Annotated in this window: 15 protein-coding genes, 1 tRNA gene and 1 pseudogene; 13 read left to right on the forward strand and 4 right to left on the reverse strand. The window is 61.0% G+C overall.

Going from position 1 to position 13267, the window contains the following annotated elements; translation table 11 throughout:
• The first annotated feature begins 1 nt into the window (after position 1).
• On the forward strand, positions 2–1387 hold the full coding sequence (locus tag ACQ4MM_RS10075) for an efflux transporter outer membrane subunit (RefSeq protein WP_431477245.1): 1386 nt from the start codon (positions 2–4) through the stop codon (positions 1385–1387).
• A gap of 7 nt (positions 1388–1394) precedes the next feature.
• Here ACQ4MM_RS10075 and ACQ4MM_RS10080 read toward each other — a convergent pair whose 3' ends face one another.
• Positions 1395–1892 carry a GNAT family N-acetyltransferase gene (locus tag ACQ4MM_RS10080; RefSeq protein WP_431477246.1) on the reverse strand — a complete coding sequence of 166 codons (498 nt, stop codon included), beginning with the start codon at positions 1890–1892 and terminating at the stop codon, positions 1395–1397.
• Between the two features lie 93 nt (positions 1893–1985).
• Between ACQ4MM_RS10080 and ACQ4MM_RS10085 the strand changes: the two genes are divergently transcribed.
• Complete coding sequence (locus tag ACQ4MM_RS10085; RefSeq protein ID WP_431477247.1) at positions 1986–2591, forward strand: TetR/AcrR family transcriptional regulator; 606 nt, start codon at positions 1986–1988, stop codon at positions 2589–2591.
• 11 nt (positions 2592–2602) lie between these two features.
• Positions 2603–3310, forward strand: a complete 708-nt coding sequence (locus ACQ4MM_RS10090; RefSeq protein WP_431477248.1) for a fumarylacetoacetate hydrolase family protein — start codon at positions 2603–2605, stop codon at positions 3308–3310.
• Between the two features lie 11 nt (positions 3311–3321).
• Here the strand turns inward: ACQ4MM_RS10090 and ACQ4MM_RS10095 are convergent.
• Positions 3322–4181: pseudogene (locus ACQ4MM_RS10095) on the reverse strand (SIR2 family NAD-dependent protein deacylase).
• Positions 4182–4248: 67 nt separating this feature from the next.
• Here ACQ4MM_RS10095 and ACQ4MM_RS10100 point away from each other — a divergent pair.
• The 5 genes from ACQ4MM_RS10100 to ACQ4MM_RS10120 all read left to right on the forward strand — a co-directional run bounded on the left by ACQ4MM_RS10100 (position 4249) and on the right by ACQ4MM_RS10120 (position 7771).
• Positions 4249–4325 (forward strand) — tRNA-Pro (locus ACQ4MM_RS10100).
• Between the two features lie 144 nt (positions 4326–4469).
• Positions 4470–4799, forward strand: a complete 330-nt coding sequence (locus ACQ4MM_RS10105; RefSeq protein ID WP_431477249.1) for a DUF5710 domain-containing protein — start codon at positions 4470–4472, stop codon at positions 4797–4799.
• Between the two features lie 143 nt (positions 4800–4942).
• The gene (locus ACQ4MM_RS10110) at positions 4943–5518 is read left to right on the forward strand and encodes a dihydrofolate reductase family protein (RefSeq protein ID WP_431477250.1); all 576 of its coding nucleotides are present in this window, start codon (positions 4943–4945) and stop codon (positions 5516–5518) included.
• A gap of 133 nt (positions 5519–5651) precedes the next feature.
• The gene (locus ACQ4MM_RS10115; RefSeq protein WP_431477251.1) at positions 5652–6884 is read left to right on the forward strand and encodes a hypothetical protein; all 1233 of its coding nucleotides are present in this window, start codon (positions 5652–5654) and stop codon (positions 6882–6884) included.
• Positions 6881–7771, forward strand: a complete 891-nt coding sequence (locus tag ACQ4MM_RS10120) for a hypothetical protein (protein WP_431477252.1) — start codon at positions 6881–6883, stop codon at positions 7769–7771. The genes ACQ4MM_RS10115 and ACQ4MM_RS10120 overlap by 4 nt, the downstream gene beginning before the upstream one ends.
• A 53-nt stretch (positions 7772–7824) precedes the next feature.
• Here the strand turns inward: ACQ4MM_RS10120 and ACQ4MM_RS10125 are convergent, their stop codons facing one another.
• Positions 7825–8052, reverse strand: a complete 228-nt coding sequence (locus ACQ4MM_RS10125; RefSeq protein WP_431477253.1) for a membrane lipoprotein lipid attachment site-containing protein — start codon at positions 8050–8052, stop codon at positions 7825–7827.
• A gap of 266 nt (positions 8053–8318) precedes the next feature.
• Here ACQ4MM_RS10125 and ACQ4MM_RS10130 point away from each other — a divergent pair, with 266 nt between their 5' ends.
• From ACQ4MM_RS10130 to ACQ4MM_RS10145, 4 genes are all read left to right on the forward strand, one after another.
• Entirely contained in the window at positions 8319–8723 is a 405-nt protein-coding gene (locus ACQ4MM_RS10130) for a VOC family protein (RefSeq protein WP_431477254.1), read from the forward strand.
• Positions 8724–8875: 152 nt separating this feature from the next.
• Positions 8876–9022, forward strand: a complete 147-nt coding sequence (locus ACQ4MM_RS10135) for a hypothetical protein (protein ID WP_431477255.1) — start codon at positions 8876–8878, stop codon at positions 9020–9022.
• Between the two features lie 130 nt (positions 9023–9152).
• On the forward strand, positions 9153–11351 hold the full coding sequence (locus ACQ4MM_RS10140; RefSeq protein ID WP_431477256.1) for a LamG-like jellyroll fold domain-containing protein: 2199 nt from the start codon (positions 9153–9155) through the stop codon (positions 11349–11351).
• Positions 11352–11362: 11 nt separating this feature from the next.
• Positions 11363–12100, forward strand: a complete 738-nt coding sequence (locus ACQ4MM_RS10145; RefSeq protein WP_431477257.1) for a metallophosphoesterase family protein — start codon at positions 11363–11365, stop codon at positions 12098–12100.
• On the opposite strand, the gene ACQ4MM_RS10150 is transcribed toward ACQ4MM_RS10145, so the two are convergent.
• A complete protein-coding gene (locus ACQ4MM_RS10150; protein WP_431477258.1) occupies positions 12097–12450 on the reverse strand; it encodes a VOC family protein in 354 nt (117 codons plus the stop codon). The two genes, ACQ4MM_RS10145 and ACQ4MM_RS10150, sit on opposite strands and share 4 nt — an antisense overlap.
• 62 nt (positions 12451–12512) lie before the next feature.
• Between ACQ4MM_RS10150 and ACQ4MM_RS10155 the strand changes: the two genes are divergently transcribed.
• Positions 12513–13265 (forward strand): transporter, encoded by a 753-nt coding sequence (locus ACQ4MM_RS10155; protein ID WP_431477259.1) that lies wholly within the window; start codon positions 12513–12515, stop codon positions 13263–13265.
• Positions 13266–13267: the final 2 nt, after the last annotated feature.

Raw genomic sequence — 13267 nt, forward strand, 5'->3', positions numbered from 1 at the left:
TATGAACAAGACTCTCTTTACCCTTGCAGCGGCAGCTTTGCTGGCCGGCTGCAGCCTGGCGCCGACTTACCAGCGTCCGGACTCGCCGGTAGCTGCGGCCTGGCCGCAGGGCGAGGCCTACAAGCCAGCCAATATCGCGGCCGATGCCAAGCCAGCCAGCGAAATCGCCTGGCAAGACTTCATCGGCGACCAGCAACTGCGTGAAGTCGTGGAGCTGGCGCTGAAGAACAACCGCGACCTGCGCGTATCGGCGCTGAACATCGAAAAGGCGAGGGCGCAGTACGGCATCGACCGTTCCGCCCAACTGCCCAAGGTGAATGCCCAGGTAGGCCAGAGCGCTTCCCGCGCTCCGGGCGGCGACATCAGCCGCCAATACACCGGCGGCCTGGCAATTCCAGCCTATGAGCTGGACCTGTTCGGAAAGCTGCGTAATTCGTCGGAATCGGGCCTGCAAACCTATCTCGGCACGCAGGAAGCGCAGCGCGCCCAGCGTCTCAGCCTGGTGGCCGAAGTGGCCAGCACCTGGCTTGGCCTGGCAGCCGACAAGGAGCGCCTGTTGCTGGCGCAGGACACGCTGAAAAGCCAGCAGATCACCTATGAGCTGAGCAAGCGCCGCTTTGAATCCGGCGCCACCTCGGGTCTCGATATGTACGACGCACAAACCAGTGTCGAGGCCGCGCGCAGCGACATGGCCCTGTACACCGCCCAGGTAGCGGCCGGCGAGAACGCGCTGGCCCTGCTGGTCGGTACCCAAGTGCCGGCAAGCCTGTTGCCGCAAGCCCTGCCGACCGCGGTGGCCACGCTGGCCGAATTGCCGGAAGGCGTGCCGTCCTCGGTGCTGCTGCAACGCCCGGACGTACTGGAAGCCGAGCACACGCTGAGAGCCGCCAACGCCAATATCGGCGTGGCGCGCGCAGCCTTCTTCCCGAGCATTACGCTGACCGGGACGGCAGGCAGCGCGAGCAGCAGCCTTGGCAACTTGTTCAAGGCCGGTACCGGTGCATGGACCTTCCTGCCGCAACTGACGCTGCCGCTGTTCGACTCCGGCGCCAACAAAGCAAGGCTGGACATCGCCAAGGCGGACAATGGCATCGCCGTGGCGCGCTATGAAAAGGCGATCCAGTCGGCTTTCCGCGAAGTGGCGGATGCGTTGGCGCAGCGTGGCACGCTGGACGAACGTGTGGAATCGCAGACCGCGCTGGCCGAAGCGGCAAGCCGCAGCTACCGCATTCACGAAGCGCGGTACCAGAAAGGGGCGGAGTCTTACCTGAACGCCCTGGTGTCGCAGCGTACCCTCTACGCCGCGCAGCAAAGCCTGATCAGCGTGCGCCTGGCCAAGGCGACCAACCAGGTCACCCTGTACAAGGTGCTTGGCGGCTGGGCTTAGCCAGGGGTTAGTCGATACCGGCTGGCGGCATCCACTCCATGATGTTGTAGATGCCATCCGCCGCCAGGATGTCGAAACCGCAGCGCAGCAGCAGGCGCTGCGCCGGACTGCCCAGCGGAACGTTGATCCGCACCGGCAGGCGCAGGCGCTCGCCCTGGGCTTGCAGGCTACGCAACAAGCCAAGCCCGATGCCGCGGTTGCGGTATTCGGGCAGCAGGCAAATATCGAGGATGCGCAATTCGCCCGGGCCGTAATCGACGTACAAGCGACCCATCGGGCGTTCGCGGTCCATGATCACGGCCAGGTCGGCATTGGGGTATTGGGTTTCGTACCAGGTTTGCTGCGCCTTGAACTGCAAGCCTTGCAGCAGGGTTTCGGTGGCAAGGTCACAGCCCCCCATCCGAACTTCAGCGCTGCGCGTGCTGGAATAAAGTTGCTGCATGAACGGCAGGTCGCCCGCTTCGGCGGGCCGCATCTCAATTGAGCGAGAGGTACGGGAGGGCATATCACTCTTTCCTTTAAGAATGAAGTAACTGCCTGTCAATCATAGCACGTTGTAATTTGACAAAGCTCACTACCTTGGCCAGAGTTACGCCTTATGACTGAAAAACGCCACATTGACCCAGAGCGCGCCGCCAATCGCCGCCGCCAGGTACTGGATGCCGCCGCCACCTGTTTCCGCCGTAGCGGATTCCACGGCGCCAGCATGTCCGAGATTTCCAAAGCGGCCGGCATGAGCGCCGGCCATATCTACAACTACTTCGCCAGCAAAGATGCAATCATCGCCGCCTTCGTGGAAGAAAACGAAACGCGGGTGCATGAAATCATCAGCAATATTGGCAGCCAGCCGGATCCGCTGCAGGCGATCGTCGACGATGTCGAGCAGAGTGTCCACAACAACCTCGACCCCGATCACTGGGCGCTGCCGCTGGAAATCGCAGCGGAAAGCGCTCGCAATCCCGCAATAGCAGCCTTGAGCCAGGATGCCGACCGGCGTATGTGCGCAAGCCTGCTGGCGCTGCTGAAGGCCGGCCGCGAAAAGCATGGCCTGCCGGCCGATGACGTCACCGTGGAAGGGCGCATGCAGGCCGTGATTTGCCTGCACCAGGGCCTGCAATTGCGGCTGCTGAACTATCCCGATTTGCCCATCCCGGAGCTGATTGCATCCTTCCGCATCGCCATGCGGGCGCTCCTGTTCACCTGAGGATATTGAGAATGTCTGAATACGTATTCCCGCCGCACCAGGCCGCGGCACTGCAAATTAGCGGTACCGACGCACGTTTCCCGGTACGCCGCGTCTACTGCGTGGGCCGGAATTATGCCGGGCACGCGCGCGAAATGGGCTCCGACCCGGACCGCGAACCTCCGTTCTTCTTCTGCAAGCCGGGCGATGCAGCGGCCGTGGTGCCGGTGGCGCCAGGCACGGTGGCCGAACTGCCATACCCGCCGCAGACCAGCAATTTCCACTATGAGTGCGAACTGGTGGTAGCGATCGGCACCGGTGGCAGCAACATTTCGGTGGCCGACGCACCGAAGCATATCTTCGGCTACGCCGTGGGCCTGGACATGACGCGCCGCGATTTGCAGGGCAAGATGAAGGATGCCGGCCGTCCGTGGGAAATCGGCAAAGCCTTCGATTATTCAGCGCCAGTGGGCGAATTGCGCCGCGCAACCGAAGCGCCAGGCATTGAAAGCGCCGCCATTACGCTGGCGCTGGACGGCACGGTTAAGCAGTCCGGCAGCATCGACCACATGATCTGGTCAGTGTCCGAAACCATCGCCAACCTCTCCACGCTATTCCGCCTCGAGCCCGGCGACCTGATTTTCACCGGCACCCCCGAAGGCGTCGGCGCAGTCGTGCGCGGTCAATCCCTGACCGCCAGCATCGAAGGCCTGTCCACCCTCTCCGTAAAATTCGCCTAATCGTTTTTGGGTCAGACCCTTGGGTCTGACCCAGGTTCACCGGTTTTAGCTACGCCCCCCGCAACCGCCAGCAAGCCTTCCAGCGCGCCTGCAGCGATGCCGACATCAGCCACGTTGCCGACAACATGCTCGCGCGGATTAATCCGCACCATCCTCCCGCCGCGCTGCACCACCCCATGCCCAAAGTGCCGCACCGAAGGAATCGCCGTCCCGGCTCCTAGTTCAATCACCACTGCCTGCGCACCTTTCCCAGCCAAGCCTCCAACCGCGCCGCCTGCATCTCGCTACGGCGCTCCACCCATCCCCAATCCCCAAACATCAAAATATTCGGCCGCGCCAACCCACCGCAATCCGGGCAGCGGGGCGGCTCGTTCCGCAAACGGCAAGCGTCAGCATCCACCTCCGGCACGAAATCGTCCGCCGGCCAGATCTTGCTGCAGCAGGGTTCCAGGCATTGCAGATGATGGATCGACCCATGACACTCGTAGATTGAGCGCGGATCGAAGCCAGCCCTCTGAAACTGTCCATCCACATTGCTGGTGAAGACAAAGCTGCCGTGGTCCATCGACTCGGCCCAGGCTTTCAGCAGCGCGAACCCTTCATGCGGCACAGTTTCGCGGTAGAGTTTCAGGCGATGGCCGTAGAAGCCCCAAGCCAGCGCCGGGTCGTCCTGGAAGGTGCGCGGCGACGCCACGCTGGTGAACTCCATCCGCGCCCGTCCCAAGGCAGGGTAGGCTTGCCAGAAGCCCTCATTGCCACGGAAATCCGGCAAGCCCGAGTCCACACCAATGCCGGCGCCGGCCGCAATCACCAGTCCGTCCGACTGCGCAATGAGTTCGGCCGCACGGGCGGCCAGGTCTGGGTCGATCATCATTCGTACAGTTTGAGGTAACTTTGACAAATCTACAAATTGCTCTGATATAATCCGTGGCTCGAGTCGGGGCGTAGCGCAGCCTGGTAGCGTACCTGCATGGGGTGCAGGGGGTCGGAAGTTCGAATCTTCTCGCCCCGACCATTAGAATCATAGGGTTACAGTTTTAAAACTGTGACCCTTTTCTTTTTTTGGCCCCCCATATAAGGAGCGCGGCGCAGCGCCTCCTGCGACGGGACTATGGGAGCAAGTGCTACAATCTGCAGTCCGCCTTTCGATTGTAGAGATATGTACGACTCAGTGCCTTTCGACCCACCATTCGTAGTCAAAGCAAACAGCCAAGAAGGCGATCGTTGGGTCGAAGTACGTGAGGACGGAACTGAGGTCCCGTGCGAGGCACCATTGACTTGGCCGTTGCATGCTACGCAAACGGCGGCAGTATCGCCTCCTGCTTCAACTGGTTCCAGAGGGTCCCCAAACACTGTTCTGAACGTGCCTTTTTCCGAGAAGGATGAGGCAAAGAGGTTGGGTGCGAAATGGGACGCCGCTCGCAAGAAATGGTACGTTCCGCAAGGCGTGAACGTCGAGCCATTCAGTCGCTGGGTTTCAGGCAATTAAGTCTAGTTCATGGCATAGCACAGCATCTTGGAACAGGGCGTCACATCGATGTCCCCAGACGGTAGCTGTCGAAATTCCCATCGCTGAATCGTCGTGCGAATAGGTGCGCACGCGGAGCGCACTCTTTCCGTACAGAGGACAGAATGAGGAAGATAATCGCTGCCTTGCAAGTCTCCCTTGATGGCTTCATTGAGGGCGAGGATGCCGAACTGGATTGGGTTGAAAGCTGGGGCGACTGTTTTGATCTGACGCCGCGGATCGATGCCTGCCTGCTCGGTGCCCGCATGTACCCAGCCTATGAAGGCTATTGGACAGCAATTCTCGCCAACCCGTCAGCTGTTCTTGAGAACACTGGACGCCGGCCTGCACCGGGTGAGATCGAGTACGCAAGTTTCGCTGCGCGCACCCCCCATTACGTGCTGTCTAAGACCTTGGACAAGGTGGGGTGGTCCAACACCAGTATCCTGAATGACCTCAACCAGGTGCGCGAATTAAAGCAGGCGATGGGAAAGGACATCCACGCAGTGGGCGGGGCATCCCTGGTCTCCAGCTTGCTGAACGCAGGCCTATTGGATGAGCTCCAATTGGTGGTCCACCCCGTGCTGCTAGGGGCTGGCAAACCCCTGTTCGAGCCACTGCCGGAACGTCATTGGTTGCGCGCGAAAGGTGTCTCGCAACTGTCGGACGGACGCGTAAAACTCGACTACTTGTGTAGCTGATCCAAAAAGAAAATAGGTGCTGCGCACCCGGGAAACTGGGTGCCAGTACCAATTCGTTCATCGTCTCGCTTCCCTAAAGTGCACTGCATGCAGCGCCATCGCGATGCTGCAGGACACTTGAGCGAGGAATACCATGAGCAAGCAATCCCAAGATTCAGCGAAACCGATCACCGTCCAGGTATCGACCGGCGAACGTCCGGAATTCAAGCAGCCGCTCGCGGCCTACGTGTACGACCAGCACGGGCAGGAAGCGAAACGCATTGATATCCGCGAAGGCCGGTTCGAATTGCCGATGCCGGACAAAGGCATGGGCCATCTCCGTGTGCTGATCGCACCCGTCAGTGAACGCATTGACGCGGCCGAGCCCAGCGCCGACCGCTTGAAACGCATGGGCGCGTACGAGCCGGTGCTGCACCGTGAGCGAGATTTCACGCGCATTGAAGTACCAGGCATCATCATCGACTGGTGGCCATTTTGCTTCTGCTGGGTGCACGGCAAGGTGGTGCGCAAGTCCGACAACCGCTCCGTTTGCAATGCGCGCGTCCATATCTGCGAAGTCGACCGTATTCCGCTCTGGATCCTGAAACTGCCGGACCGCGACATTTTCAGGCTGCGCGACGACCTGATTCAAGTCCTGGAGAAACCGCCGATACCGATTCCCGGTCCTGGTCCGCGCCGTGCTGCCTTGCGCTTTGATCCGCAGCCCGAGCCGCCGGCGCCGATCGACTTGCCAGCCAAACTCGCGCTGCACCTGCGCAGCGGCTCAGTCGATTTGTTGCGCAATGCCCTGGCCGAGAACTGGCAATTGCTGGTGCCGTGGTTCTGTTATTGGCCGCACTGGTGGTGGCTGTTCCGCTGCGATGAAATGGCCGTTGTCATGACCGACGAATTCGGCAATTTCGAGACAACCTTGATCTATCGCTGCGGTGGCGACCATCCCGACCTGTATTTCTGGGTCGAATACGATTTCGGCAACGGCTACGAAGTGGTTTACCGGCCGTCGAAGTATTGCCACACCTACTGGAACTACCAGTGCGGCAGCGAGGTCACCATCCGCGTGACCGATCCGCGTGTGCCAGGCTGTGATCGGGAGCCGGACTTGCCGGGGCGCCAGGTCGTCGTCCTGTCGATTGGGCGGAACGTCGCCGTGCAAACGGTGCAGTCGGCAGGCATGGAAGGCTTGACCCAAGAGGGCTATCCGTTTGGCGCGACGCTGGAACCGAGGGTCGACTTCAGCCGCACGGAACTGCTTGCCAGCGGCATCGCCTATTACCGTTGGTCTTACCGGCGCCTGAGTGTCCGGATGGCGCAACCACCGTGGTCGATCCGGCTTCCGAGTCAATCTCTCTCGTGCCGACAGCGATGATCTCCGACGTCTACCGCCACTATAAATCCGGCACCAGCACCTATGCCTCCTACCATGTCGGCCCCTTGCCGATCGACGGACCGGATCCGGCGCCCAAGCCGAACCTGTTCCGCATCCATCCTGCGGTCTCGCCTTCGGGCCAGGAATGGTATGTGCTGGATGAACGTGTTGACCTAGCGACCGCTTACTTCCATACGCATCTGCTGATGGGGGCGCCGAGCGGCCCGTTACCGGCCGACGATTTGGCGGCAGGGCGCTACGAGATTCGGCTGGAGCTATTCGATACGGCCGGGAACCTGGTGAACTGGACCAATGCGGGCATCGACCTGAAAGTGCCGACGGTCCCGGCTCCATTCGGAACCGGCGATGTACATGCCGACCATGCGGATCCCTACAACCGTATCCTGGCTGCCGACGGCAAGACCTTGGGTTTCCGGATGGTGGTTCGGGTCGATAACAATCGCTGCCAGGCAGACGTCCACCCGGTTGGCGGAACAGTGACGCCGGATGCGCTGTGCGGCTTCCACAACTATGGTAGTCCGGGCGATACCGCGACGCTCTCGTTCATGGCACGCCATCCGAACAATTTTGCGACCTATGCGTTCTCCACTGTGCGTGGCGATGGGCCGGAGCTTGCTGTGGCCGGCACTAGCGGGACGGTTGGCGATGGCGGTCACAATGCCTTTGTGCCGGCTGGAGCCTTCCAGTATGCCAAGCCGATTTCCGTGTCGGCCCTGCTGGGGCCGTGCCCTAACGCTGCGTTCTCGGAGCTGCTGACCGTGGGGGCAACGGCGACCGATGGCTACAGTACGCTGAGCGGCTATAACATGACCGACCATGCGGCGTTCGCACTGGCCAAGCCTTGTCCGAGCTGCGGCCAGCCTTGACATGAAAAGACCCGAAAGCTGGCTTGCTGCTTTCGGGGTTCAGTTGGCGGAAATCAGCGGCCGGGGCTGTTGATCGTGGCCGACTGGTTCTGCACCTGGCGTGCCAGTTCCTCTTTATCGATGGTTTGCGTATTGGTGAAGGTAGGAGTGCCAGATTTGCGTGGGATGTGCGAACCGGTCGTCACGACCATCTCTTCCTTGGCACCGCTATCTTGTTGCGGCAAGTCGGCACAACCGGAGACGAGAATTGCGGTTACCGCAGCAAAGATCACTTTTTTCATACTTATTCCTGTTTATGTGAATATGGAAAACCTGGAGCGCTCACGCTTCAGGTGCACCCATGAATCTAGCATGCCATTTGTCACATATTTGTATTTTTTAATAATATTTGTGTTTGTGACAATCTGCGAATTTCTTGCCGAAACGAAATGCTATATTCGCGGCGAGGAGCGTATTCGCATCTTTTTTTCAACTGATGTCGATTTGAAGAAAGCTGGCGCGTCGTAGGAGTACAAACCACCCTGTTAATTCCTTTTGAGAGGCCAGCATGAACAAACAAATCTTCGTCAACCTGCCCGTCAAGAACCTGGAAAAGTCGAAGGCATTCTTCGCCGCCCTGGGTTACACGTTCAACCCCCAGTTCACTGACGAAAACGCCGCCAGCATGGTAATTCACGACGGCAGCATCTATGCGATGTTGCTGGTCGAAGACTTCTTCCGCACCTTCACTTCGAAGCCGATCGCCAATGCCAAGGAAGCGACCGAGGTGCTGGTCTGCCTCTCTTGCGAAAGTCGGGAAGAGGTCGACGAACTGGTGCGCAAGGCCGTCGCCGCAGGCGGCAAGACGCCGCGCGAGCCGAAAGATTACGGCTTCATGTACGCTCATGGTTTCGAAGACCTCGACGGCCATATCTGGGAGCTGGTCTATATGGCCCAGCAACCTCAGCAGTAAAATTTCTGTGCCTGTGACAATAGAATAGAATCCCGGCAAATTTCGACACTAAACTAATCAGTAGATAAAGTTTGCCGGAGGTTATCGTGTTGTCCTCTTGGGTACGCTGGTTATTGATCGGAACTGTGGGACTCGGGATATCCATGTATGCCATGGATACAGTACGTGTGGCCTCGAGTTTGCCGGTGCCGCCGCCGTCGCAGGCGATGAAATCGCAGAAGGATGTGAAGCGGCCTGCCAATGCCATCGCCAAGGCGTCGCAAATGGACAAAGTGGCGGATGCACTGGCCGGCAACTGATTCCAAAAATCGCCGCGTCGCGCCAAACGACGCGCAAAATTTCATCATGTGTTCATAGAAATGTTTCCATGAGGTAAGTTACCATCGAGCCCGCGCGGCATCTTCTCCGCGCGTCGTTCGAAAGGTGACCATGTCCAAGCAAGACCAAGTTGTTTCTCTTCCCCGCAGGACCTTTTGCGCCGGCTCGCTCGGCTTGGCAACGCTCGGCCCATTGGCGCTCGGCGGCTGCGGTGGCGGAGGGAAGGGTGCCTTAGGTGCAACAGACTCCGCCAGCCCGCAAGCTGCGCAATCCGCCTCACCCGCGCAACCGGCGCAGCCGGCACCCAATGCGCAGGGCCGCACCTTCAAGCATCCGGGCCTGTTGCATACCGAAGAAGACTTTGCCCGTATGCGCGCCAAAGTGGCCGCCGGTGCGCAGCCTTGGACGGATGGGTGGAACGCCTTGCTTGGCAGCGGCCGCTCGCACCTTAATAACAGCCCGCGCCCCTTGCAGACCGTGATCCGCGGCGGCACCGACAGCAATTTTTCCCAGCTCTATGTCGATGTGGCGCGGGCCTATCAGCTGGCGCTGCGCTGGAAGGTTTCCGGCGACACTGCCTATGCCGACAAGGCGGTCGAATTCCTGAACGCGTGGTCGTCGACGCTGACTACGATCACCGGCAATTCCGACCGCTTCCTGGCTGCCGGCATTTACGGCTTCCAGTTCGCCAACGCCGCCGAGATCATGCGCAGTTACAAGGGCTGGGCCGCCGCCGACCTGCAGCGCTTCCAGTCCATGATGCTGAATGTGTTCTATCCCCTGAACCACCAGTTCCTGCTCGATCACAACGGCTCCGAAATCACCAACTATTGGGCTAACTGGGACCAGTGCAATCTGGCGACTATCCTGGCCATCGGCGTGCTGTGCGACCGCGAAGACCTGTATAGCGAGGCGGTCTCCTATTACCTGACTGGCCGTGGCAATGGTGCGTCGAGCCAGGCCGTGCCGTTCGTCCACCCCGGCTACCTTGGCCAATGGCAGGAGAGCTCACGTGACCAGGGCCATTGCACGCTCGGTATCGGACTGGCGGGGGTCTTCTGTGAAATGGCCTGGAACCAGGGCGATGATTTCTACGGCTACGACAACAACCGCTTCCTGGCTGGCGCCGAGTATGTGGCCAAGTCCAACCTGAACGATGCGGGTGGCAATCCTTACTATACGTCGATGCCGTTTGACACCTATATCAACAGGCAGGGCACGGGCACGGGAATTTCGCCAGCCGCTCTGCCTCATATACGGCCAGTATGGGAGATGGTCTACAACCACTACGTGAACCGGCGCGGACTTGCGGCGCCGTTCTGTGCCCAGATGGCAGGCAAGGTGCGCGCTGAGAGTGATGGCGGCAATGGCGACCAGCTTGGCCTGGGTACGCTTGCTTTCAGCCGCGATCCGCTGGCGCAGGGTGTGGCACCGAGCGGGCTGACGGCGCGGCTGGTGGGCGGTAAAGTCGAGCTGTCCTGGTGGGGAACGGCTACAGCCAGCAGCTACACAGTCTTGCGGTCGACCGTCGCGGGCGGTCCGTACACCACCGTTGCCAGCGGTATCAGCGGCTTGCTGACGTACACCGATAGCGGCATGGCGCCCGATACCTATTTCTACGCGATCACGGCGCAGGCTCCGGGCGGCAATAGTGCAGCTTCCACCGAAGCACGGGTGATCACTGCTGTTGCGCCACATACGGTGCTCCAGTTCAGCGAGACCCAGGGCACGACAGCGTCGGATTCCAGTGGCAATGCCCGTCATGGAAGCCTGTTGAACGGCGCCCAATGGACGGCCGGGAGGCAGGGCAACGCTGTCTTGCTCGACGGCGTGGACGATTACGTGGCGCTGCCTGCGAAGCTGGTGGATGGCCTGGCCGACTTCACTATCGCAGCCAGGGTGTGGTGGGACGGTGGCCGCAACTGGGCGCGCATCTTCGACTTCGGCGCAGGCACCACCCATTACATGTTCCTGACGCCGCAAGCTGCCGGCGCTGGCGTGCGCTTCTCCATCAGCCTTGCCAATGGATGGGGCGAGCAGTCGCTGGCGTCTGCGCCGCTGCCGTCAGGACAATGGGTGCATGTGGCGGTCACTTTGTCGGGCAGCACGGGCACTTTGTACGTGAACGGCAGCCCGGTCGCCACCAACAGCGAAATGACCCATGCGCCTTTCCGCATGCGCAGCACGACGCAGAACTGGATCGGCCGTTCGCGGTTTTCTGCCGACCCTTATTTCAACGGGAGAATCGACGACTTCCGCATCTATAATGGTGCCCTCAGCGCGGCGGAAGTCGCCGCCTTGGCCACCTAGGAGAGTAAGCGATGCGCATTGCTGTGATGTCGGATATCCATGGAAACCTGTGGGCTTTGGATGCAGTACTGGCCGACATCGCCCGGCGCAACGTTGACGTCACGGTGAATTTGGGGGACATCCTGTCCGGCCCGCTGTTGCCGGCGGAAACCGCCGAACGCCTGATGGCGCAGGACTTGCCGACGATTCGTGGTAATCACGAGCGCCAGGTGCTGGAGCACGATCCCGCACGCATGGGTGCCTCGGACCGCTGGGCACACGAGCACATTGCACCGGTCCACCGCGGGTGGATCGCGTCCCTGCCTTCTTCCATGCGCTTGCAGGATGATGTGCTGATGGTGCACGGCACGCCGGGCTCGGACCTGGTGTACTGGATGGAGACTGTCGACCCGGCAGGGCAGCGCATCGCGACCTATGCGGAAGTGCAGGAGCGGGCGGGCGATGCGCAGGCGTCGCTGATCCTGTGCGGGCATACCCACGTGCCGCGCTCAGTGCTGCTGGACGATGGGCGGCTGATCGTGAATCCGGGCAGCGTCGGCTTGCAGGCGTATGACGACGACTTGCCGTATCCGCATAAGGCTGAAAACGGCACGCCGCACGCGCGTTACGCGGTAGTCGAACGCACTGCCAGTGGTTGGGCAGTCGAGCAATATGCGATCGCATACGATTGGAATGCCGCGGCGGAAGTGGCGCAACGCCACGGCCGTCCCGATTGGGCATTTGCCCTGCGCACCGGGCGAATGAGCTAAGCGGGGCGGTGGCTGACTTCGATAAGCATGCCGCCGGGAGCCTGGCACCAGAAGGCCAGGCAGCCATAGCTCACGGCAGGGGCGGGCGGCAGGGGGAGGCCGGCATCGGCCAGGCGCCGGTAGGCCGCGTGCACCGCCGCGTCGGAAGGCTGCAGGAAGCCGATGTGGAAGCCGGCCGGGTAGTCAACCTGCTTCGCCTGTTGCAGGATCAGGGCGAAACCGTCTTCACCCCTTAGAATTGCCATGCCATTGGCGGGAGCATGCAGCCGTTCGAAGCCAAAACCGTGCTGGAAATAGTGGGCCGCCGCTTCCAGGTCGGTTACGGGCAAATCAATATGGTTAAGCTTCATTGTTGATCTCCGGTATTAATGGCATATTTCTATCCTAAGCCGGAAATGCTTTGGAGAGCGAAATGCCGAAACGTGTACTGTGCGCTGTCTTTGCCTTCGCGTTGCCCTTGTGCTGCGCGGCGGCCGAACCCGATAGCTGGATCACCACCGACAGGCCGGATTTCGTCGATGCGCCCGAGGTCGTTGGCAAGGGCCGCATTCAGTTGGAGACCGGCGTCCTGCAATCGAAGGAAGCCCGCAGCACGCCCTCGCTGTTGCGCGTCGGCGTCACGGACAGCCTGGAACTGCGCCTCGAATCCGACGGCCGCCTGACCGACCGCAGCGACCCGGCACGCCCGCAAGGCTGGGGCGATGCCGCCGTGAGCGTTAAATGGCAAATGCACGAGGGAGAAGGCGCTGTGCCTTCGGTCGGCCTGATCATGCAGGCGGATTTCGCAACGGGATCGCGCGATTTCAAAGGCAACGGCAGCCGGCCGTCGTTCCGCATCCCGCTTGAATGGGAACTGCCGCACGACCTGGAACTGGGCGTCATGCCCGGCTATTACCTCGATCGCGATGAGCACGGGCGCCACGTCTCCACCGGGCAGTTCGGCATCACCCTGGCGAAAAACCTCGGCGAGCGCGCCTACACCTTTATCGAGCTGGCGGCGCCCCGCATCTCCCACGCACGCGATGGCGGCACCACGGCCAGCTTCGACTTCGGCGGCGGATATTCATTCACGCGCGACCTGCACGTCGATGCCGGCGTCATGCTCGGCCTGAACCACCGCACGCCGGACCTGGCGTTCACCATTGGCCTGTCGGTGCGCCTGTGAAA

Origin of the sequence: Massilia eburnea (assembly GCF_050709955.1) — a bacterium.
GTDB lineage: Bacteria > Pseudomonadota > Gammaproteobacteria > Burkholderiales > Burkholderiaceae_D > Rugamonas > Rugamonas eburnea_A.